The organism is Rhizobium sp. Leaf341 (assembly GCF_001424325.1).
Taxonomy (GTDB): Bacteria; Pseudomonadota; Alphaproteobacteria; order Rhizobiales; family Rhizobiaceae; genus Ferranicluibacter.
On the sequence record NZ_LMPE01000003.1, the window covers coordinates 767,883 to 788,386 of the forward strand.

The following is a 20,504-nucleotide window of genomic DNA, read 5'->3' on the forward strand; positions in this document are numbered from 1 at the left end:
CGCGTCCGTCGTTGAACCGTGCGATTCGGCCCATAAGCTAGCGCAAAGCCGTCAGAGGTCCAGCAATGCCGGACATCCGCTCACGCCGCCTGGGTTTCTGTCGGCTCGACCTCGATGGTGACGTGCGACAGCTCGGCAAGATGCGCGAGCTTGGCGCGATAGAAGGATGATGGCATCGGCCTTGTCGCCTTCAGGGCGACGATCGCGCCGTGATGGCCCGGTCCGAGCTGCCAGACGTGCAGATCCGTAATTCTCACGTCGCCGCCCTCGATGGCATGCCGGATGTCGTCGGGGAGACGCTCTCCCGCAGGTACGTAGTCGAGCAGCACAGACCCGCTGTCGCGCAGGAGACCAAAGGACCAGCGGGCGATGACGAGCGCACCGATGATGCCGATGGAGGGATCGAGCCAGAGCCAACCATAGAGGCTGCCGAGAACGAGCGCAGCGATCGCCAGAACCGACGTCAGGGCATCGGCAAGCACATGCAGATAAGCGCCGCGGAGATTGTTGTCCGTATGGCGCCGGGCATCATGATGCTGCTGCGCATGATCGTGCGGATGTCCGCCATGCTCATGTCCATCTGCATGTTCATGCTCGTGCTCATGTCCATGGTCGTGTCCGTGCCGATGGTCGTGTCCGTGCCCGTGCCCGTGATGGTGCCCGCCGAGCAGCCAGGCGCACAGCAGATTGACGAGAAGGCCGAGGACAGCCACCGCAATGGCCTGACGGAAATCGATATCAACCGGGGACCACAGCCGCAGCATGCTTTCCCAGGCAATGAACATGGCAACCAGCGCGAGAACGATGGCGCTGGCAAAGCCGGCGAGGTCTCCGAACTTACCGGTGCCGAAGGTGAAGCGCGGGTTCCGCGCGTTCCGGCGGGCGTAGACATAGGCAAGAGCCGTGATGAGCATGGCAGCGGCGTGGGTCGACATATGCCAGCCATCGGCCACCAGCGCCATGGAGCCGAAGGCGGTCCCGGCGACGATCTCGGCGACCATCATCCCGGCCGTCAGTCCGATGACGATCCAGGTCCGGCGTTCGTTGCGTTCGTGGTCCCGCCCGAGAAAGACGTGGTGATGGGGATTCGACAGACGGCTTTCGGTCATTTCAGGTAGATCCTCATCACGTCGATCAGCTCTGCCGCGGCGCGGGCGCGCTCCGGATCGGCATCCTGGTCCGGATCGCTCACATGGTTGCGGATATGATCCTCGATCAGCTCGGCCGTCAGTCCGCTCATGGCGCCGCGAACGGAAGCCACCTGGTTGAGCACGACACCACAGGGCTCTTCCGCTTCCAGCGCACGTTCGATTGCCTCCAGCTGCCCCTTCAGGCGCCGGACGCGGGCGATCAGTTTGGTCTTGCTCTTCGACAGGTGCGACATAGCATAGGGGGCTACCCTATATTCACCCGAATTGCAATCCGCGTCCCTGTCGCGAACCGCCGTGACAGCGGTGGAGCGATCGGCTACATCTTTCCGGAATCAACAGGCTGTCTTCATGTCCCTTGCCGATCCGACTTCCCTCGACCCTTCCGCCCTTCCCCCATCTCACGATCCCGTTGCCAATCTTGCGGCGCTTATCCGCTGCCCTTCGGTCACGCCGGCCGAGGGCGGGGCGCTCGGCGTGCTCGAGGAGATGCTGGCACCCCTCGGCTTTGCCGTCGACCGCGTGCTCGCTCAGGAAGCGGGAACACCCGATATAGAAAATCTCTACGCACGCCTCGGGGGCGCGGACGCGTCATTCGAGGGACGGCACCTGCTCTTTGCCGGCCATACGGATGTCGTTCCGATCGGTGACGAAGCGGCCTGGACGCACGCTCCCTTCGCCGCGGTTATCGACGACGGCATGCTGTATGGTCGCGGCGCGGTGGACATGAAAGGCGGCATTGCCTGCTTCATCGCCGCCGTCGCCCGTTTTGTCGGCCAGCATGGGACACCGAACGGCGCGATTTCGCTGCTGATAACGGGCGACGAGGAAGGCCCGGCCATCAACGGCACGACAAAGCTTCTCGATTGGGCGACGGCGCGTGGTGAACGCTGGGATGCTTGCATCGTGGGCGAACCGACCAATCCCGACCAGCTTGGGGACATGATCAAGATCGGCCGGCGCGGATCCCTGTCGGGCACGGTCACTGTGCATGGCGTTCAGGGTCATGCCGCCTACCCCCATCTCGCAGACAGCCCCGTGCGGGGTGCGCTGCAGCTTGCGGCAGCTCTCATGGACCCCCCTTTCGACGCGGGCACCGAGAACTTCCAGCCATCGAATCTCGAGGTCACAAGCCTCGACGTCGGCAATCCCGCCGTCAACGTGATCCCGGCACGCGCGACATTCCGCTTCAACATCCGCTTCAACGACACGTGGGACGCTGACAGCCTGAAGGGCGAGATCATCACGCGGCTTGATCGGGCGGCCGCGCATGGCCCGTTGCGTCCGGGCCGCGATCCCGTCCGCTACGATCTCACGTGGAGCGAGCGGCCCAGCCACGTTTTCCTCACGCGCAGCAACCAGCTCATTTCGTCGCTTTCGTCGGCCGTCGAGGCGGTCACGGGCCGGCAGCCGGCGCTTTCGACGACGGGCGGCACATCGGATGCGCGCTTCATCAAGGATCATTGCCCGGTGGTGGAATTCGGCCTGGTCGGCCAGACCATGCACATGGTGGACGAGCGGGTTTCGGTTGCGGATCTGGAGACCCTGACCCGCATCTATCTTGCCTTTCTCGAGCGCTGGTTCAACGATGCCGCAGCTTGAGGACATCGGCCTCTATCTCAAGGGCGTCTGGATGCTGGTGCTCGGCAAGCCTGAGGGCTTCGACTGGCTGGATCTCAGCGCCGCCGGCGTCTGGCGTTCCTTTGCAGCCATCCTGTGGTGCCTGCCAGCGATGGCTGTCAGCTGGTCGGCGTGGCGGATGTTCTATCTGATCAATATGCCCGAGGGGACGACCGCAGGTCTCGCCTTCATCGCCAAGCTCTTCATCGTCGATGTCGCAACGTGGATCCTGCCGATCCTGCTGATCGTCGTTCTTGCCCGACCGCTTGGCTACGGACAGGCCTTGGGCGCCATCATCGTCGTCACCAACTGGCTGTCGATCCCGACCTTCTACGGCATGGCCGTGCCCGCCGCCATACGGCTGGTCATCCCCGACAGCGACGGGTTGACGGGCATGCTTTCCCTCATGGCGCTCGTCGCGATCATCATCGCGATCTTCAGGGTGCTCAAGGTGATCACGGGCGGCGACCAGACGTTGCTCGCAGCCACGCTGTCGGCGCTCTTCATACTACCCTCGCTGATGATCGGCGAGGCGATGCAGCGCAGCTTCGGTCTCCTGCCGATTTAAGCCGCCGCCACGCGACCGGTCAGTAGTCCACCTGCATGAAGTAGAGCCCGTCCGGCGGGGCAACGGGCCCGCAGGCCTTGCGATCGCGCGCGTCGAGCGCCGCACGCACCCGCTCGACCGGCCACTTGCCCTCGCCCACCATCTTCAGGGTGCCCGCCAGCGAGCGGATCTGGTTGTGCAGGAAGCTCTGAGCCGTCGCGCGGATCTCGATCACGACGCCGTCCTGCGTCACGTCGAGACGGTCGAGCGTGCGCACGGGGCTGTTGGCCTGGCAGTGGACGGAGCGGAAGGTGGTGAAATCGTGCCGGCCGACAAGGGTCTGGGCGGCTGCATGCATGAGGCCGGCATCAAGCGGCTTCACCACCCACCAGGCACGCTTCGCCTCGAGTGCCAAAGGCGAATGTCGGCAGATGATGCGGTAGAGATAATGGCGGCGCAGGGCCGAGAAGCGCGCGTCGAACGTGTCCGGCACGGCTTGCGCATCGAGGATCGCGACCCGCTCGCCATGCTGGCCGAGATGGGCGTTCAGGGCATTGCGCAGCGTTTCCGGCGGCCAGTCGCGGGAAAGGTCGACATGGGCCACCTGCCCCCGGGCGTGGACTCCAGAATCTGTTCTGCCCGCTCCACGCACCGCAACGGTCTCGCGCGTCAGCCGCAGGACCGCGCCTTCGATGGCGCCCTGAACGGAGCGCCCGTTGTCCTGACGTTGCCAGCCGACGTAGGACGACCCGTCATATTCAACAAGCAGTCGAAAGCGAGGCATTCAGAGAAGCCTCGTGCCGGCGGGGATCGGCGTGCCGCGCCGGAATTCGTCGGCGGGCAAGACCTTGCCGCCGGCCTTCTGCAACCGCGTCAGACGGATCGAGCCGTCCCCGCAGGCGATCGTCAGGTCGTCGAAAACGGCCGTCCCCGTCTCGCCGCGCGCCGTCTCCACCGTGGACGCGAGAACCTTGACGCGTTCGCGCTTGCCGGCGACGTCGAGCTCGAACCACGCGCCCGGAAAGGGCGACAGGCCGCGAATGTGGTCATGAACCTCCTGCGCCGGCTTGGTGAAATCGATGTGTGTTTCGCCCTTGGCGATCTTTGCCGCGTAGAGAACGCCCTCGTCGCGCTGCGGGGTCAGCGGCAGTTCGTCCGCTTCCAGCTTCTCCATCGCGTCGCGCATCAGCGCTGCGCCGCGCACCATGAGTGTGTTGTGCAGGTCGCCTGCCGTCATATCCGGGCCGATGGTGACGAGACTGGTAAGGGCGACGGGGCCGGTATCCAGGCCCTTCTCCATCTTCATCACCATCATGCCGGTTTCACGGTCGCCCGCCATGATCGCGCGCTGGATAGGCGCCGCACCGCGCCAGCGCGGCAGGAGAGACGCGTGGCCATTGTAGCAGCCGAGCCGCGTGCCCGACAGGATGGCTTCCGGTAGAAGCAGGCCATAAGCGACCACCACGGCGACATCGGCATCGAGTGCGCGAAATGCCTGCCGATCTTCCTCGGCCTTGAAGTTGAGTGGCGTGCGGACCTCGATGCCGAGCAGTTCTGCAGCCTGATGCACGGGAGACTTCTGCAGGTCGAGCCCGCGACGGCCACCGGGACGCGGCGGCTGCGTGTAGACGGCGGCAATCTTGTGCCCGGCCTGCGCGAGCGCGGCGAGCGTCGGCACGGAAAAGTCCGGCGTTCCCATGAAGATGATGCGCAGCGACATGATGGCCTCCCTCAAGAGCGCGGTCGGGCCCGCGGCTGACGGCGGCCCGCGTCGATCAGATGGTTTTCGAACCGCGGGTCTTGGCGGCCTTGGTAAACTTGCGCACCACCATCTCGCGTTTCAGCTTGGAGATATGATCGATGAACAACACACCGTTCAAGTGGTCGATCTCATGCTGCAGACAAGTGGCGAGAAGGCCATCGGCCGCAATTTCCTGCGGATGACCGTCGCGATCGAGATATCGCAGCGTAATGCCGGCCGGCCGCTCGACCTCTGCGTAATAGTCGGGAATCGACAGGCAACCTTCCTCGTAGACCGACCGCTCGTCCGACGATGTCAGGATTTCCGGGTTGATGAAGACCTGGGGTGCCTTCTCTTCGCCCTCCTTGGCGATGTCGATCACCAGCATGCGGCGGGGAAGGCCGACCTGGATTGCCGCGAGCCCGATGCCGGGGGCGTCGTACATGGTTTCCAGCATGTCGTCGGCCATGCGTCGAACATCGTCGTCGATCCGCTCAATGGGCGCGGATATCTGGCGGAGCAAGGGATCGGGAAGGATGATAAGAGGCTTGATCGTCATGGCGTGGTGATAGCCGATCTTTTCGGGGTATGGAATTCGCCGCGGCGCGATTTACCGGCATTTTCGCGCAGAAACCACCAACGACGGCGGAGATGTTCATGATTTGATCTGGTCTTTGCCGTGAATTTTGCTAGGGTTCGGCCATGACCTCCATCTCTCCGCTGGATACGCTGCTGGCCGTCTCGTCTGCAACAGGCCTCTCTCCGACCATCATCGCCTGGCTCTTTGTCGGCCTGGCGGCCGTCGTCTGTCTTGCGATCGTCGCCGGTCTTCGCCGGCGCGCTGCCCGGACGTCGGAGACGGCGCAGGCGCAGATGGCGGCGCTCATTCAGGCGCAAACCGAAATGCAGGGGCGAATCGCCGCCATCGCCGACATCTTCGGCACGCGGCAGTACGAACTGAACCAGTCAATCAACCAGCGTATCGACGGCATGACGCAACGGATCGGCGCCTCGATCACCGAGCAGACACGCCAGACGCACGAGAACCTGCGCACGCTTCAGGAACGGCTGGCCGTGATCGACACGGCGCAGACGAACATTCAGTCGCTGGCCAAGGACATGGCCGGACTGCAGCAGATCCTCGCCAACAAGCAGACCCGCGGCGCCTTCGGACAGGGGCGCATGGAAACGATCATTGCCGATGGGTTGCCGCAGGGAGCCTACGCGTTTCAGGCGACGCTATCCAACGCGTCCCGACCCGACTGCATCATCCATATGCCGAACGGCCAGCCCGGCCTGGCAATCGACGCGAAGTTTCCTTTGGAGGCCTGGAACGCCATGCGGGCCGCACAGTCGCCCGACCTCAAGCGGCAGGCGTCGCTGCTTTTCCGCCGTGACCTTGAGGTGCATATCAAGGACATCGCCGGGAAATACCTGATCCCGGGCGAGACGCAGGAGACGGCCTTCCTGTTCGTCCCGTCCGAGTCGATCTTTGCCGACATCCACGAGCATTTCGAGAGCATCGTCCAGAAGGCGCATCGATCGCGCGTCGTCATCGTTTCGCCGTCGCTCCTTCTGCTGTCCATCCAGGTCATCCAGGCGATCCTGCGCGACCACCGCATGCGTGAACAGGCCCATCTGATCCAGGCGGAGGTCGTGCGGCTGATGGAGGATCTGGGGCGTCTCGATGAGCGGGTCCGCAAGCTGCACGGCCATTTCACCACCACACAGAAGGATGTCGACGATATCCTGATCTCCTCCGACAAGCTGAAGCGCCGGGGCGCGAAGATCGAAGCCCTGGAACTCCAGGAGAATCGGAGCGCGGCGTCCGAGCAGGCCGAAGGTGGCGCTTCGCCATCGACGCCAGCCCCCGGCAGCCGCGCCGGGTCGCTGAAGCTCAGAGTGGTTGACGAAGACTGAGGCCGTCGGGCAGTGTCCGGCTTACACACGCCGCCGGATGCGGCGTATTCGGGAGGCACTGCATGATCACCGTCTTCGGCTCCATCAACATGGACCTTATCGCCACCACGGCACGCTTGCCGAAACCGGGTGAAACGGTGACGGGCAACAGCTTTACGACAGCCGCCGGCGGCAAGGGGGCAAACCAGGCACTGGCCGCAACACGCGCCGGCGCCAGCGTTCGCATGGCCGGCGCCGTCGGTTGGGACTCCTTTGCCGAATCCGCGCTCGGCCTGATGAAGGAGGCAGGCACCGATCTGTCGCTGGTAAAGACCGCGAGCGAACCGACGGGCACCGCCCACATTCTGGTCGGCGGCGACGGCGAGAACGTGATTGTCGTCGTCTCCAGCGCGAACGGGACAGTCAACGAGGCGGATGCGCTGGCCGCCATCGAGACGATGACGCCGCAGGACACCCTTGTCCTGCAACTGGAAGTCCCGGCAGCGGCGGTCGAAGGCGCACTTCTTGCCGCCCGCGAGCGCGGCGTGCGCTCGATCATCAACATTGCGCCTCTGACCGAGCATGCCGCGGCGCTCGGACGCATGGCCGACATCGTGGTGGCCAACGAAACCGAATTCGAACGTCTCGCCGGACGGGACCGGCTTTCGCCGGAGGAACGCCAGTCTGCCATCCAGGCGCTGAGCGCCGAAACGGGTCAGACGGTCATCGTGACCCTTGGCGCGGACGGCGTGATCGCCATGCATGAAGGCGAGATGTACACGGCCGCAGGCCTCGTGATCGAGCCGATCGACACGGTGGGCGCAGGCGATACGTTCTGCGGCTATCTGGCCGCCGGACTGGATGCCGGGCTGTCGTTCGAGAAGGCTTTGCGGCGAGCGGCTGTTGCGGGCTCCCTTGCCTGTCTGAAGCCGGGCGCTCAGCCGGCCATCCCGTTGGCAAGCATGGTCGACGCTGCGCTCTGAGGTCCGTGACAGAATTGCGGATTTCCACGGGTGCGGGCCCGCCGCCGGCACCGGAACCAATTCTTGTCGGTCGGAGTTTAGCCGATGATCGACAAGGAGAACCCGAAATGTCTTTGAATTCCTCGAATGAAGATGTCCGCGCGCTGCGCGACGAAGTCGCACGTCTGACGAAGATCGTCTCGTCGCAGAGCGCGCGTGCCTACAGCGACACGCTCGACAAGGCCTCCGAAGCGTATGAGGCCGCCGCTCCCTACGCGAAGAAGGCCGTTTCCCAGGTGAAGGCCGAAGGTCGCGCTGTGGCGGACGTCGCGCGCGAACACCCGACCGGCATTGCGAGCGTCGTGGTGCTTGCCACGGCGATCGGCGTTGCTGTCGGCTATATCCTGGCGTCGTCCAGCGAGCCCGAGCCCCGGTCCTGGTGGCGCTGACACCGTCCGGTCGGGATCATCAGAGAACAGACCACAAAGCCGCGCGTCCCGAAAAGGCGCGCGGCTTTGGCGTTAGGGCACGGCGGTCAGAGACGGGCGAGGCGTTCCGTCAGGAGATCGAAGAAGCCGTCCGCATCGACATCCTTCATGACCTTGGCGGTGTGGGGGCGGCCCGTGACTTGCCACCAGTCGACCACCGTCATCCCGGCCGTCAGGGCGGATTCCGTCTCGATCTCGACGTTGCAATCTCTGCCGGAAAAAAGCGCCGGGCGGAGAAGGTAGGCAATCACCGTCGGGTCATGCAGCGGACCACCGTCGCTGCCGTATTTCTCGATATCGAAACGCTCGAAGAAATCGAGCATTTCCGCCATTGCGACCGCAGCGGGACGCCCGATGGCGCGGATCCGGTCGACGCGCGCTTTCAAGGTCAGCACCTTGTGCGTTACATCGAGCGGCATCATGACGATCGGCATGCCCGATTTGAAAACCACTCCCGCAGCCTCGGGATCGACATAGATGTTGAACTCGGCGGCCGGCGTGATGTTGCCGCCCTCGAAGAAGCCGCCGCCCATCATCACAAGCTCTTTCACCTTCCCCGCGATATCCGGCGCCTTCTGAAGCGCGAGCGCAATGTTCGTGAGGGCTCCCAGCGTGCACAGCGTGACGGTGCCCGCCGGCTCGGCACGCAGGGTCTCGACGATGAAGTCGACAGCATGCATGTCCTGAAGCGGCATGGTCGGCTCGGCAAGCACTGTTCCGTCGAGTCCGGTGGAGCCGTGCACGTGCTCGGCCGTGACAAGCGCGCGCACGAGCGGTCTTTCGGCACCGGCGTAGACCTTCACGTCGGGCCGGCCCGACAATTCGCAGATGATCCGCGCATTGCGGGACGTCAGGCTCAGCGGCACGTTGCCGGCAACGGTGGTGATCCCCACGACATCGAGTTCGTCGGGGCTTGCGAGCGCCAGCATGATCGCGGCGGCGTCGTCCTGTCCGGGATCCGTATCGATGATGATCTTGGCGGGTGCGGCCACGGCGAACTCCTATCCTTCTGTCTTTTGCCGTCCTGCATAGAACGATTCCCTCCGCCCCGTAAGCGCTGTGCGCATGCTTTCCCGTTGGCCGCGGGAGATGCGTGTTTTGCAGGAGGAAAGGCGCAGGCCGCTTGCGCGCGATCCGTAGGCACCCCATATGTCGAGCGCGAACGCCGACCTCGGGTTCGCGTATCGGTCGCTTGAGGTTTGCAAGGACGAGATATGAGCCGCCTGACGCCTTTTACGAGTCCGCTGATGCTGGGCTTCGACGCCATGGAAAAGACGCTCGAGCGCGTCGCCAGGGGCAATGACGGCTATCCTCCCTACAACATCGAACGCGTGCGCAGTTCCGGACCGGATGAACCGGAGCGCCTGCGGATCACGCTTGCCGTCGCCGGTTTTGCGGAAGACGACCTGGATGTGACGATCGAGGAAAGCCAGCTGGTGATCTGTGGCCGCCAGACAGAGACGCAAGAGCGTGACTATCTCCATCGGGGCATCGCCGCGCGCCAGTTTCAGCGCATGTTCGTGCTTGCCGAGGGCATGGAGGTCATGAAGGCGGAATTGCGCCACGGATTGCTTTCCGTCGATCTCATTCGTCCAGAACCTGTCCGCATGGTAAAGAAAATTAACATTTTGGTCCCAGAGTGAGCGCACCGGCAAGGGTGACTTGGCCGGCTGCAAGGCTGGCGACCCTGGTTGCGAATTTCGCCAATCCTCGCATGAAAACATAATCTTATGTCGCGTGGTCCTTCCCAAGGGAAGGCTCGTGCGACAACGAGGAGAGAGTTCATGGGATTGAAACACATCAGCAGCCATTTGTCGAAAACCGACCTGGCACATCTCGGTGCAGGTGAAGTCGGTTACATCCGGAAAATGCGCTCTGATGAGGTCTCGCGCTGCTTTCCAGAAGCTCCCAGCATGGAACCCGGTCTCGATCTCTGGGCGCTGTTCGGCGCCGACGGCACGCCCATTCTTCTCACCGATAACCGGTCCAGCACGTTTTTCAAGGCGGCGGAAGACGACCTGAAGACGGTAACACTGCACTAATCGAAGGCCGGTGGGTCGACAGCGAGCAGATCGCGCATTGCCCCTGACCCATCCGGCCCACGACGCCGCCGCACCGACCACAGGCCAATGCGGCGTCCTGACATCCTCCACCGGAAAAGTCTTTGCCGCCGCGCTGCCCTTGGGATAACCGGGGGTTCATGAAACCGCGGGATCTTGCTGCCTATCTCTTTCTCGCCTTTGCCTGGGGCCTCTCGTTCCTCGTGCTTCTGCATGTGGTCCATGCGTTCGGCTGGGTCGGCGCTGTCACGTTGCGAAGCTTCGTCGCGGGCGGCACCCTTCTTCTGTTTGCCGCTCTTCGTCGCCGGGTGCTTTGCTTCGGCCCACGGCGATGGCCCTTCATCATCGTTGGCGCCACCACGGTCGCCGGACAGCTAATCGGGCTTTCCTACGCGACGCCGCGCATCGGGACGGCGATGGCCGCCATTCTGGTGGCCGCGATCCCTCTTTTTTCCATGGTCATCGCGCATCTCTGGAAGCTGGAGCCGATGCGGACGCAAGGGCTGCTCGGTCTCGTCAGCGGCACGATCGGCATCGTGCTTCTGGTCGGCTTTCCCGCCGTGCCGATCACGCCCGATTTTCTGTTCGGATGTACCGCCTCGCTGCTCAGCGCCTTCTGCGCCGCCTTTGGCAGCAATTATGCGAGCCGCCACCTGCAAGGCATCGGATCGCTCGAGGTGACGATTGGCGCGTTCCTCTCCGGCGCACTGATGACCCTGCCTCTGCTGCTCGCGGTGCCCGTTCCGGCCCTGCCCTCGTGGACGGATCTCGGTGCCCTCGTCGTGCTGGGCAGCGGGATGAGCGCCCTGACCTATGTCACCTATTTCCGGCTGGTCGCCTCGATCGGCGCGACGCGCGCCATTAGTGTCGAATTTGCCGTAACCGTGGTCGCCGTCCTCGTTGGCGCACTTGCCCTCAACGAGCCCATCGCGCCCATGCAGATGCTCGGCGCTGTCATCATCGTTGCCGGCTGCGCCCTTGTGCTGGGCCTTTTACCCTTCGGCCGAAAACCGAACCTGAAACCCGTCGCCTGAGCTATCCCTGATCGGTCTTACTCAAGCACCGCTCTCGCTCAAGCACCGGTCCGGACAAAGGTGAGGTAGGCGGAGCTGCGCCCCTCGCGACGCGCCTTGGCCTCGTACCGCGTGCTTGGCCATGTCTCGTAGGGCGTCAGCCAGTCGCTGGCATTGCGGGCGGGCCAGTCGAAGGCAGCGTGGTCGCGGCAATGGAGCAGCGTCCAGTTAACATAGCTGTCGATGTCGGATGCAAAGCAGAAGAGTCCGCCCGGCTTGAGCACGCGGGCAAAGCGGTCGAGATTGACCGAGGACACGAACCGGCGTTTCCAGTGCTTCCGCTTTGGCCAGGGATCGGGATAGAGCAGATCGATCTGGTCGATGCTTTCCGCCGGCAGCCAGTCGAGAACCTGCGTTGCATCGTCGTCGTACAGCCGGATGTTGCGCGCACCGACCTCATCAATCCGTCCAACGAGTTTCGCCATGGAATTGACGAAGGGCTCCACGCCGATGAAGCCGGTCATGGGTTGCTCGACGGCGCGATGAATCAGATGCTCCCCGCCACCAAACCCGATCTCCACCCGTATCCGCTTCACCTCGTCCGGGAACAGGCTCCGGAGATCGTTCGGCGCTGCGGCGCCGAGATCGAGACGCAATGTCGGCAGGTCATTCTCGAGATGCGCCGCCTGGCTCGCCCGCAGCGGCTTTCCCTTGCGACGGCCAAAAAAGGCCTCTGTGGCCCGGGTCGGGGACCCGGCGGGGCGCTTGTCTGTCATGCGCTGACGTCTCCAAAACAAAACGGATGCCGGTGAGGCATCCGTTCTCTTGTCACAAAATCCGGCGGACCGAAACGCCTCAGGCGGCTTTCAGCGCATCCTTCAGCGGCTTCACGAGATCGAGCCGCTCCCAGGAAAAGGACCCGTCGCGACCCGCCTTGCGACCGAAATGGCCGTAGGACGACGTTTTGGCGTAGATCGGCTTGTTCAGGTCGAGATGCCGACGGATGCCGGACGGCGACAGGTCGATCGTCTTGCGGATTGCCGCCTCGACCTCGTCCTCGCTGATCTTGCCGGTGCCGTGCAGATCGACATAGATCGAGAGCGGCTGTGCAACGCCGATGGCGTAGGAGAGCTGGATCGTGCAACGGTCCGAAAGACCGGCCGCGACCACGTTCTTGGCAAGATAGCGGGCGACGTAAGCCGCCGAGCGATCAACCTTGGTCGTGTCCTTGCCGGAAAAGGCGCCGCCGCCGTGCGGCGCAGCGCCGCCATAGGTGTCGACGATGATCTTGCGGCCCGTCAAGCCTGCGTCGCCGTCGGGTCCGCCGATGACGAACTTACCGGTCGGGTTGATGTACCAGTTGCAGTCCGAAGCAATCTCGATGTCGTGCAGCGCTTCGCGGATGAAGGGCTCGACGACGTCGCGTACCTTGGCCGAGTCCCAGGTTTCGTCAAGATGCTGGGTCGACAACACGATGGAGGCGACCTCCTTCGGCTGACCGTCGACGTACCGCACCGTGATCTGGCTCTTGGCATCCGGGCCAAGCTTGCCGGCATCACCTTCGCCCTTTTTGCGGGCAGCCGCCAGCAGGTGCAGGATACGATGGGAATAATAGATCGGAGCCGGCATCAGGTCCGCGGTTTCGCGGCAGGCGTAGCCGAACATGATGCCCTGGTCGCCGGCCCCCTCGTCGCCCTGCTTGTCGGCGGCGCTGTCAACACCTTGCGCGATATCGGCCGACTGCGAATGGAGCAGCACGTCGATCTTGGCGGTCTTCCAGTGAAAGCCTTCCTGCTCATAGCCGATTTCGCGGATGGCCTTGCGGGCGGCCGTCTTGAACTTGGCCGGATTGATGACGTCCTTGCCGTTCTTGTCCTTTTTCATGAGGCTTGGCGGCAGGCGAACCTCGCCGGCGATCACGACCCGATTGGTGGTTGCAAGCGTTTCGCAGGCGATGCGCACGCCCCAGGGATCGACACCCGTCTTTGCAGCCTCGCGGTAGACCAGATCGACGATCTCGTCCGAGATCCGGTCGCATACCTTGTCAGGATGCCCTTCGGCCACGGATTCGGATGTAAACAGATAGTTAGCACGCATGCGGGACGTCCCCTCAGTGAAAACAGGCTTCGACGGTGTAGTAAGTATGCCCGTAAAAAACAAGCGCACAAGGACATAAATATATCTTTATATCAACAAATGCAGCTGACGTTTCGATGTATGGCCAGTAGCAGGCAAGAAACCGGAGCTGAAGGCCCCGTTCGTGACATAAAAAAGCGGCTCGTAAGCCGCTCCTTTCAGTAAAGATATGTGCGATCTACTCGACCTCGGCATCCGCTGCGAGCGCCTTGACGAGATCGACAATTTTGCGGCGAACCTTGGGGTCGCCGATCTTGACGAAAGCCCGGTTCAACTGAAGACCTTCTGACGACGAGAGAAAATCGACCACGTAATTCGAGCTGGACGCCTCTGCCATTCCGGAGGCGCCGCTGCCAGCCCCGGCATCGCCCGGCGCGTCTTCGAAAAAGAAGGAAACCGGGACATTGAGAATAGCGGAGATGTTCTGAAGGCGACTTGCACCGACGCGGTTCGTACCCTTTTCGTATTTCTGGATCTGCTGGAAGGTAATGCCGAGTGCCTCCCCCAGCTTTTCCTGACTCATTCCGAGCATTGTCCGGCGAAGCCTGATCCGACTTCCGACATGGATGTCGATCGGATTGGGCTTCTTCTTATTCTCAATCATTGTGGGTTCCTATTCTTCGAAGTGACTCCGCCCGTACTTCGGCCGTTGCAAAGTGCACACCATATGCCATGCCACACAGTCCGGCTTGCACCCTTCGCGCATAGGTGACATCGACGGCAGCGTCACTATGCAGCCTCACGCGTTTTGGGTCAATTCTGCCGAAAAACTAAACCAAAACGCGAAAGTATTGCCGGCACCATCATAAACATCACCAAGACGAGGGCGTGCCTCCGCTGTTGCTCGGGCGCCGCAACCAAAGCGGTACGAGCGGGCAGAATTGTGTCGAAAAAGCCACGTTGCCCAAGAGAAAGGCCGGAGACCACATTTCCACGCGCATCAATCACCGCGGAGATACCCGAATTGGCGGCACGGATCATCGGAAGGCCGTTCTCGACGGCACGCAGGCGGGCCTGCTGGAAATGCTGGTAGGGTCCGGGCGTGTCGCCGAACCAGGCATCGTTGGTGATGTTCAGCAGCGCTGCCGTGGAGAGCGCATCACTTCCGATCTCGTCCGGAAAGATCGCCTCGTAGCAGATGAGCGGATACAGCGTCCTTCCGCCCGGCAGGGTGAGGATGGTGCGGGAGGCCGCCGACGAGAAGCCGCCGGGCATGGCGGCGGCAATGGCATTCAGGCCCAGGCGCGACAGAAGATCCTCGAACGGAAGATATTCGCCGAACGGAACGAGATGGACCTTGTCGGCCGCGCCGATGATCTGTCCACGGTCGTCGATGACGTAGATGGAATTGTAGTAGCGCGGCGGCAGGCCGGCCCCGGCATCTTCGGTGCGCACGGCACCGGTAATGAGGATCTGGCCATCCTGCAGGACATCGGCGATCCGCGTCAGGGCATCAGGATTGTCGGTGAGGATGAACGGCACAGCCGTTTCCGGCCAGACGATGACGTCCGGTCGCTTGCCGCCGCCCTCAGCCGGTGCTGCCGTGAGCGCCAGATGGGCCTCGAAGACGGACGCGCGTTCGCGATCGTCCAGCTTGTGGGCCTGATCGATGGCCGGTTGGACGATGCGAACGCTGGCCTGTGGTTCGGGTGCAGGGAGCGCGGGTTGCGCAAGGCGATAGGCGCCGTAGCCGACATGAGCAGCGACGAGCCCGGCCGCGAGCGTCAGCCCAAGGCCCATGCCCTTGCGGGTGCCGACCAGCGCCGGCGCGGCATAGACAAAGACGGCAAGCAGGTTCATGCCGAGCATGCCGACCAGCGAGACGGACTGCATGAGCAGCGGAACCGGCATGGCCGCCATTCCGATCGCGTTCCAGGGGAAGCCGGTGAACAGGATGCCGCGCAGCCATTCGGCACCGGCAAACGCCACGGAGAGAGCGGCGATACGGGCTGCACCGTCGGACCAGATCAGGCGGGCAACGAAGGCAGCGAGGCCATAATAGATCGCCAGCACGGCCGGCAGGCCCACCACGGCAAGCGGCAACGCCCAGGCAAAGGTATCGGCTTCCACCAGAAGCGCGTTGCCAAGCCACCAGAGGCCGCCGAGGAGGTAGCCGAAGCCGAACCACCACCCGAGCGCAAAGGCGGGAAGCGCCCGTCGCAGCGGCCCGTGCTCGGGATCACCGGACGACCCGTCGAGCAGCCAGACCAGAACGGGAAAGGTGAGAAACGGAACGGCAAAGATGTTGAAGGGCGGCAGGGCAAGGACGGTGAGCAGCCCCGCCAGAAACCCGAGCGAGGCCCGCCGCAGCCCCGACGAGAGCATGATCCTGCCCGCCAAACGTTCCATGCGCATTGCCTCCGCTCGCCGACATCTGGATGCCCGGCGCTGCCGCCCGCCGATCAGAGTCCGGCGCTTATCGGTGTCCCGGTCCTTTTCATAGGGCCCTTCATGACGCATCAGGCATGCCCAGAGCATGCGGCCGCGCGCGACAGTGTGCCGATTGTGCGTGTGGGAGCCCGAAAGTGGGCGATGAAGCTCGCCCTCCGGACCATCCTGTCGCCTTTCCGGCGAGACCGTCAATCGCCTGGAGGACGGGATGACGCTGCCGACGAGGTGGTTTCCGCACGGGACGGCTCGATGCCCGTGTCGTCCTCACCCTTGACCGCCGTGCGGCGGCGGGCGGGCGGGCGCTTGCGCACGATCCGGACCTTCTTCACACGGCGGGGATCGGCGTCCAGAACCTGGAATTCGAATCCGGGCAGCGCCTGGACGACTTCCCCCCGGGCAGGGATCCGACCGAGGGAGGCAAAAACAAGTCCGCCTAGGGTGTCCACCTCTTCCAGCTGTTCGCGAACATCGAAATCGGGACCGATCGCAGCTGCGATGACTTCGAGTTCCACGCGGGCGTCGGCCACGAAGATATCGTCCGACGTCCGGGAGAACATGACTTCGCTGTCGTCATGCTCGTCTTCGATGTCGCCCACGACCATTTCGACGATATCTTCGAGGGACGCGAGCCCATCGGTGCCGCCATATTCGTCGATGACGAGCGCCATCTGAATGCGCGCGGCCTGCATGCGCTGCATCAGGTCGGAGGCATGCATGGACGGCGGCACGAAGAGAACCTGACGAACGATGCCGGCCTCCTCCACCGTCTTGTCGAGATCGATTCGCGCGAGATCGATTCCGGCGCGCGGCTGGCGCTGGACCTTTTGCGGGCGCTCGGCGGCAATCGCCGCCACTGCGGGCGACGCAGCCACGCGCGGCGGACCGCGGCGGCGCGCACGTGCCTGTTTCGTCACGTATGAGAGAAGGTCGCGGATATGGACCATGCCCCGCGGATCATCGAGGCTTTCGCTGTAGACCGGCATGCGCGAGCGCCCGGACTCCTCGAAGATGATCATCAGTTCGCCGACGGTGATGTTCTGATCGACGGCCTCGATATCCGCACGCGGCACCATCACATCCTCGACGCGCACTTCGCGGAAGCGCAGGATGTTGTTGAGCATGGCGCGCTCGGCGGGCGAGAAGACCTCGTCCGTCCCTGGATCTGCCATAAGGGCATCGGCAAGATCCTCCCGAATCGTCGCACCGTTCGGGCTGCGGAACAGGCGAGCCGCGCGGGCCCAGAAGGAGGTATGGTGCCGGTGACCTTCCGGCTTGTGCGCCTCAGGCTTCAGGGATTCCGGTTTTGCGGCATCGGCGGCTTCGGCCTCATAGGCCTGCACCGCGCTACTACTGCCCGGTTCGTCCTGACTAGAGGCGCCCGCATCGTCTTTGCCAGCCACGGCAGGCTGTGATCTGAAGTCGCTCATCGTTCCAAACTGTCAAACGGGATCGCTGTCCCCATAGGGATCAGATATCCCAAGACCCGAGAGAATGCGAGTCTCCAGCTGTTCCATTCGCTCCGCCTCTGCTGTTTCCAGGTGGTCGTAGCCGAAAAGATGCAGGAAACCATGCACCAGGAGATGCGTCAGATGGTCGTCGAAAGGCTTTCCGAGATCCGCTGATTCGCGCACGAGCGTTTCCCAGGCGAGCACAATATCGCCCAGCATCGGCCCCGGCATACTGCCCGGCGTCACGGGAAAGGCGGGGAAGGACAAGACGTTTGTCGGCTTGTCCTGACCACGCCACTCGGCGTTGATACTGCGGATGTCGGCATCGCTGGTGAAGACGAGAGACAGTTCCGGCATCATCTCGGGAAAGGGCTGGCCTTCCTCGCGCGCCAGGAAGGCTGCGGCATGTTCCAGAATTCGGGCGCTGGAGGCCTCGAGCACGGCCTCGTCCGGCCAGCCGCCTTCCTCGACGCTGACTTGAAGCTGCAGCAGGGATGGACGTGGCATGGTTTAGAGGCTTTCGTCCGGCACGGCCGTCTGCGCCTCATAGGCCCGGACGATGCGGGCGACCATGGGGTGACGCACGACGTCCACGTCCTTGAAACGCACGACCGATACGCCCTCGACATCCTTCAGGATCTGCAACGCTTCGACCAGACCCGACTTGGTCCCGCGCGGAAGGTCGACCTGGCTCGGGTCACCGGTCACAATCATGCGGCCGTTTTCGCCGAGACGCGTCAGAAACATCTTCATCTGCATGGTCGTCGTGTTCTGGGCTTCGTCGAGGATGACCGCGGCATTGCCGAGCGTCCGGCCACGCATGAACGCAAGCGGCGCGATTTCGATGACGCCGGCCGTGATTGCCCGTTCGACCTTGTCGCCCGGCATCATGTCGTAGAGCGCGTCATAGAGCGGGCGCAGATAGGGATCGACCTTTTCCTTCATGTCGCCGGGCAGGAAGCCGAGGCGTTCTCCCGCCTCGACAGCCGGACGCGACAGGATGATGCGATCGACTGCACCGCGCTCCAGCAGTTGAGCGGCGTAGGCGACGGCAAGATAGGTCTTGCCGGTGCCTGCCGGACCGACGCCGAAGACGAGCTCGGAACGCTCCAGCGCGCGGATATAGGCATCCTGCGTCGGCGTACGGGCGGCAATCGTCTTCTTGCGGGTCGAAATCTGCGCGAGGTTCAACTTGGCCTTCTTCTCCATGGTGGGAAGCTGCAACTGGTCATCGGCGGCAACCGCCATGCGGATGGCACCTTCAACGTCGGACGCCTCGACCGTGCTGCCTTTCTGCAGGCGACCGTAGAGATAATCCAGCGCCCGGCGCGCCTGGTTGGTCGCCGTTACCTCGCCTGAAATTGCCACGGAATTGCCGCGTGGGCGCGCCTCGACATGCAGGCGCTGCTCGATCAGCTTGAGATTCTGGTCGTATTGTCCGAACAGTTCGCTTGCGAAGCGATTGTTCTCGAATGTGAGCACGAAGTGATTGGCGTCTGTCGCAGGCGTTGTCTGTGATGGGCGCGGCGGGGTTGAAACCAATTCGTGTCCGTTCAAGCGGCAGGGCTCCCGAGATGTCGTCAGGCCCTGATTGTATCAGTCGTCGACCACGTCGGCAAACAAACTGTTGGGACCCGCGGCGGTGATTCGTACCTTGATAATGTCACCGATTTCGACGCCCTTTGCATCAACATTCACCGATTGCAGCCAGGGCGAACGACCGATGAGCTGCCCGGGCATGCGCCCAGGCTTTTCCAGAAGCAGGTCGATCGTGCGCCCGATGCAGCTTTCGTTGAAGGCCCGTTGCTGCTCGATCAACAAAGCCTGCAACGTTTCCAAGCGTTTGGCCTTGATATCCTCCGGCACTTGGTCCTTCAGATCGGCGCCGGGCGTGCCGGGACGCGTGGAATATTTGAACGAAAATGCCTGTGCATAACCGACGGCTCGCACGAGGCGCAGCGTGTCGTCGAAATCCGCGTCAGTCTCTCCGGGAAACCCAACGATGAAATCACCCGACAGAGCCAGGTCGGGCCGTGCACGGCGGATGCGCTCGACCAGCGCGACATATTCGGCTGCGGTGTGACGGCGGTTCATCGCCTTGAGGATACGGTCCGAGCCCGACTGAACGGGCAGGTGCAGATAGGGCATCAGCGTCGGCAGCGAACGGTGCGCCTCGATCAGGCTGTCGTCCATGTCGCGGGGATGGCTCGTCGTGTAGCGGAGCCGGGCAAGACCCTTGATCTCCGAGAGTCGCTGCAGCAGGGCGCCCAGCCCTCCATTGCCGGCCGTGACCGCGCCATGCCAGGCGTTGACGTTCTGACCCAGCAGCGTGATCTCGCGAACGCCGGCGGAGACGAGCTTTTCGGCTTCCGCGACGATCTGCGCCATGGGCCGCGAGACTTCGGAGCCGCGGGTGTAGGGAACGACGCAGAAGGTGCAGAACTTGTCGCATCCTTCCTGCACGGTCAGGAAGGCCGTGACGCCGCGAGCACGTGTCTTTGCCTTGTCCGGTGCCGGGAGGTGCTCAAACTTGTCCTCGATCGCGTAATCGGTCTCCAGCACCCGCTCGCCGCGGCTGACGCGCTTCAGTGCATCCGGCAGACGGTGATAGGTCTGCGGTCCGATCACGAGGTCGACCGCCGGTGCCCGGCGCAGGATCTCGTCGCCTTCGGCCTGCGCGACGCAGCCGGCCACGCCGATCATCATCTCGCGCCCCTCGCCCGCCTTGCGCTTCTTGAGGTCACGCAGCCGGCCAAGCGCGGAATAGACCTTCTCGGCCGCCTTCTCCCGGATGTGGCAGGTGTTCAGAAGGACGAGATCCGCATCCTCGGCATTGTCCGTCGTGACGTAGCCGTCCTTTGCCAGGGCGTCCGTCATCCGGTCGGAATCATAGACGTTCATCTGGCAGCCATAGGTCTTGACGAAGACTTTCTTCACCGGCGCCGTGGCGGGATGAGAAAGGGGGGTAAGGAGCGTTTGGTCGGTCATGTCCGGTCCATAGCGTAATTCGGGATGGAAATGAAGCGATGTGGACCGCTACAGGCCGGAGAG

General features: G+C 63.4%; 22 protein-coding genes. 8 read left to right on the top strand and 14 right to left on the bottom strand.

What is annotated here, in order from left to right:
• Window positions 1-80: 80 nt before the first annotated feature.
• Together dmeF and ASG03_RS05200 are read right to left on the bottom strand one after the other, a co-directional pair.
• Window positions 81-1,109 carry a CDF family Co(II)/Ni(II) efflux transporter DmeF gene (gene dmeF / locus ASG03_RS05195; protein WP_062692656.1) on the bottom strand — a complete coding sequence of 343 codons (1,029 nt, stop codon included), beginning with the start codon at window positions 1,107-1,109 and terminating at the stop codon, window positions 81-83.
• Window positions 1,106-1,384 (bottom strand): metal/formaldehyde-sensitive transcriptional repressor, encoded by a 279-nt coding sequence (locus tag ASG03_RS05200; RefSeq protein WP_062692658.1) that lies wholly within the window; start codon window positions 1,382-1,384, stop codon window positions 1,106-1,108. Before ASG03_RS05200 ends, dmeF begins: the two co-directional genes overlap by 4 nt.
• A gap of 115 nt (window positions 1,385-1,499) precedes the next feature.
• Here ASG03_RS05200 and dapE point away from each other — a divergent pair, with 115 nt between their 5' ends.
• Together dapE and ASG03_RS05210 are read left to right on the top strand one after the other, a co-directional pair.
• A complete protein-coding gene (dapE, locus tag ASG03_RS05205) occupies window positions 1,500-2,750 on the top strand; it encodes a succinyl-diaminopimelate desuccinylase (protein WP_062692659.1) in 1,251 nt (416 codons plus the stop codon).
• Window positions 2,737-3,336, top strand: a complete 600-nt coding sequence (locus tag ASG03_RS05210; protein ID WP_062692661.1) for a hypothetical protein — start codon at window positions 2,737-2,739, stop codon at window positions 3,334-3,336. Before dapE ends, ASG03_RS05210 begins: the two co-directional genes overlap by 14 nt.
• A 19-nt stretch (window positions 3,337-3,355) precedes the next feature.
• Here ASG03_RS05210 and truA read toward each other — a convergent pair whose 3' ends face one another.
• From truA to def, 3 genes are read right to left on the bottom strand one after another with little or no spacing between them, the layout of a single operon-like run.
• Window positions 3,356-4,099, bottom strand: coding sequence for a tRNA pseudouridine(38-40) synthase TruA (gene truA, locus ASG03_RS05215; RefSeq protein ID WP_062692663.1), 744 nt, complete (start codon window positions 4,097-4,099; stop codon window positions 3,356-3,358).
• Window positions 4,100-5,035 carry a methionyl-tRNA formyltransferase gene (fmt, locus tag ASG03_RS05220; RefSeq protein ID WP_062470774.1) on the bottom strand — a complete coding sequence of 312 codons (936 nt, stop codon included), beginning with the start codon at window positions 5,033-5,035 and terminating at the stop codon, window positions 4,100-4,102.
• Window positions 5,036-5,090: 55 nt separating this feature from the next.
• Window positions 5,091-5,615 (bottom strand): peptide deformylase, encoded by a 525-nt coding sequence (gene def / locus ASG03_RS05225; protein ID WP_062692665.1) that lies wholly within the window; start codon window positions 5,613-5,615, stop codon window positions 5,091-5,093.
• A gap of 143 nt (window positions 5,616-5,758) precedes the next feature.
• Between def and ASG03_RS05230 the strand changes: the two genes are divergently transcribed.
• The 3 genes from ASG03_RS05230 (at window position 5,759) to ASG03_RS05240 (ending at window position 8,366) form a co-directional block, all read left to right on the top strand.
• Entirely contained in the window at window positions 5,759-6,976 is a 1,218-nt protein-coding gene (locus ASG03_RS05230) for a DNA recombination protein RmuC (protein ID WP_062692666.1), read from the top strand.
• Between the two features lie 62 nt (window positions 6,977-7,038).
• The gene (locus tag ASG03_RS05235; protein ID WP_062692668.1) at window positions 7,039-7,938 is read left to right on the top strand and encodes a ribokinase; all 900 of its coding nucleotides are present in this window, start codon (window positions 7,039-7,041) and stop codon (window positions 7,936-7,938) included.
• 107 nt (window positions 7,939-8,045) lie between these two features.
• Window positions 8,046-8,366 carry a hypothetical protein gene (locus ASG03_RS05240; RefSeq protein WP_062692670.1) on the top strand — a complete coding sequence of 107 codons (321 nt, stop codon included), beginning with the start codon at window positions 8,046-8,048 and terminating at the stop codon, window positions 8,364-8,366.
• A gap of 86 nt (window positions 8,367-8,452) precedes the next feature.
• Here ASG03_RS05240 and ASG03_RS05245 read toward each other — a convergent pair whose 3' ends face one another.
• Window positions 8,453-9,397: a nucleoside hydrolase gene (locus ASG03_RS05245; protein ID WP_062692672.1), complete on the bottom strand. Its 945-nt coding sequence runs from the start codon at window positions 9,395-9,397 to the stop codon at window positions 8,453-8,455.
• A 222-nt stretch (window positions 9,398-9,619) separates the two neighbouring features.
• On the opposite strand from ASG03_RS05245, the gene ASG03_RS05250 reads away from it, so the two are divergent.
• The 3 genes from ASG03_RS05250 (at window position 9,620) to ASG03_RS05260 (ending at window position 11,499) form a co-directional block, all read left to right on the top strand.
• Window positions 9,620-10,048, top strand: a complete 429-nt coding sequence (locus ASG03_RS05250; RefSeq protein WP_062692674.1) for an Hsp20 family protein — start codon at window positions 9,620-9,622, stop codon at window positions 10,046-10,048.
• A gap of 141 nt (window positions 10,049-10,189) precedes the next feature.
• Window positions 10,190-10,447, top strand: coding sequence for a DUF1150 family protein (locus tag ASG03_RS05255; protein ID WP_062470796.1), 258 nt, complete (start codon window positions 10,190-10,192; stop codon window positions 10,445-10,447).
• Between the two features lie 158 nt (window positions 10,448-10,605).
• Window positions 10,606-11,499 carry a DMT family transporter gene (locus ASG03_RS05260; RefSeq protein ID WP_062692676.1) on the top strand — a complete coding sequence of 298 codons (894 nt, stop codon included), beginning with the start codon at window positions 10,606-10,608 and terminating at the stop codon, window positions 11,497-11,499.
• Window positions 11,500-11,537: 38 nt separating this feature from the next.
• On the opposite strand, the gene trmB is transcribed toward ASG03_RS05260, so the two are convergent.
• The 8 genes from trmB to miaB form a co-directional block, all read right to left on the bottom strand.
• Window positions 11,538-12,254 (bottom strand): tRNA (guanine(46)-N(7))-methyltransferase TrmB, encoded by a 717-nt coding sequence (gene trmB, locus ASG03_RS05265; RefSeq protein ID WP_062470803.1) that lies wholly within the window; start codon window positions 12,252-12,254, stop codon window positions 11,538-11,540.
• A gap of 79 nt (window positions 12,255-12,333) precedes the next feature.
• Window positions 12,334-13,575: a methionine adenosyltransferase gene (metK, locus tag ASG03_RS05270; RefSeq protein ID WP_062470806.1), complete on the bottom strand. Its 1,242-nt coding sequence runs from the start codon at window positions 13,573-13,575 to the stop codon at window positions 12,334-12,336.
• 217 nt (window positions 13,576-13,792) lie between these two features.
• A complete protein-coding gene (locus ASG03_RS05275; RefSeq protein WP_062470808.1) occupies window positions 13,793-14,218 on the bottom strand; it encodes a helix-turn-helix domain-containing protein in 426 nt (141 codons plus the stop codon).
• A 149-nt stretch (window positions 14,219-14,367) separates the two neighbouring features.
• On the bottom strand, window positions 14,368-15,963 hold the full coding sequence (gene lnt, locus ASG03_RS05280) for an apolipoprotein N-acyltransferase (RefSeq protein WP_062692678.1): 1,596 nt from the start codon (window positions 15,961-15,963) through the stop codon (window positions 14,368-14,370).
• Window positions 15,964-16,193: 230 nt separating this feature from the next.
• Window positions 16,194-17,432, bottom strand: coding sequence for a hemolysin family protein (locus tag ASG03_RS05285; RefSeq protein WP_062692680.1), 1,239 nt, complete (start codon window positions 17,430-17,432; stop codon window positions 16,194-16,196).
• A gap of 12 nt (window positions 17,433-17,444) precedes the next feature.
• On the bottom strand, window positions 17,445-17,960 hold the full coding sequence (gene ybeY, locus ASG03_RS05290) for an rRNA maturation RNase YbeY (protein ID WP_062692682.1): 516 nt from the start codon (window positions 17,958-17,960) through the stop codon (window positions 17,445-17,447).
• A gap of 3 nt (window positions 17,961-17,963) precedes the next feature.
• Window positions 17,964-19,010, bottom strand: coding sequence for a PhoH family protein (locus tag ASG03_RS05295; RefSeq protein WP_062692684.1), 1,047 nt, complete (start codon window positions 19,008-19,010; stop codon window positions 17,964-17,966).
• A 39-nt stretch (window positions 19,011-19,049) separates the two neighbouring features.
• Window positions 19,050-20,441: a tRNA (N6-isopentenyl adenosine(37)-C2)-methylthiotransferase MiaB gene (miaB, locus tag ASG03_RS05300; RefSeq protein WP_062692686.1), complete on the bottom strand. Its 1,392-nt coding sequence runs from the start codon at window positions 20,439-20,441 to the stop codon at window positions 19,050-19,052.
• Window positions 20,442-20,504 lie beyond the last annotated feature (63 nt).